This window comes from Shewanella sp. TB7-MNA-CIBAN-0143 (assembly GCF_040310065.1).
In the GTDB taxonomy this organism is placed as follows: Bacteria; Pseudomonadota; Gammaproteobacteria; order Enterobacterales; family Shewanellaceae; genus Shewanella.
The window spans coordinates 1-234 of sequence record NZ_JBEOPL010000166.1 but is presented as its reverse complement, the minus strand read 5'-3'; the positions used below and the strand labels follow the sequence as shown (position 1 = coordinate 234).

Below are 234 nucleotides of genomic sequence, written 5' to 3'. Positions count from 1 at the left end.
GTGAGGTAATTAAGCAGTTAGACTTAAGTAAGTGGCTATGCAGGGTTTCGGTTACCGTTTTATTGCTTTGCGATTTTAGAGAATGAGCGTCAATATCGTAGTTATCAATTTCGATATCTAAATCATCAATACACTCACCAGGTAATGGGGTGTAAGGAAGGCAGTTATACTCATCTGCATTGTATAAAGTTACCTGTACTAAGCTGTTAACCACTGCGGTTAGATCTTTAACTA

Annotated in this window: 1 pseudogene; it reads right to left on the bottom strand. The window is 37.6% G+C overall.

Annotation, left to right across the window (positions count from 1 at the left end):
* Positions 1-234 (bottom strand): annotated as a pseudogene (gene queF / locus AAEY97_RS21515) (NADPH-dependent 7-cyano-7-deazaguanine reductase QueF); the annotation flags it as partial.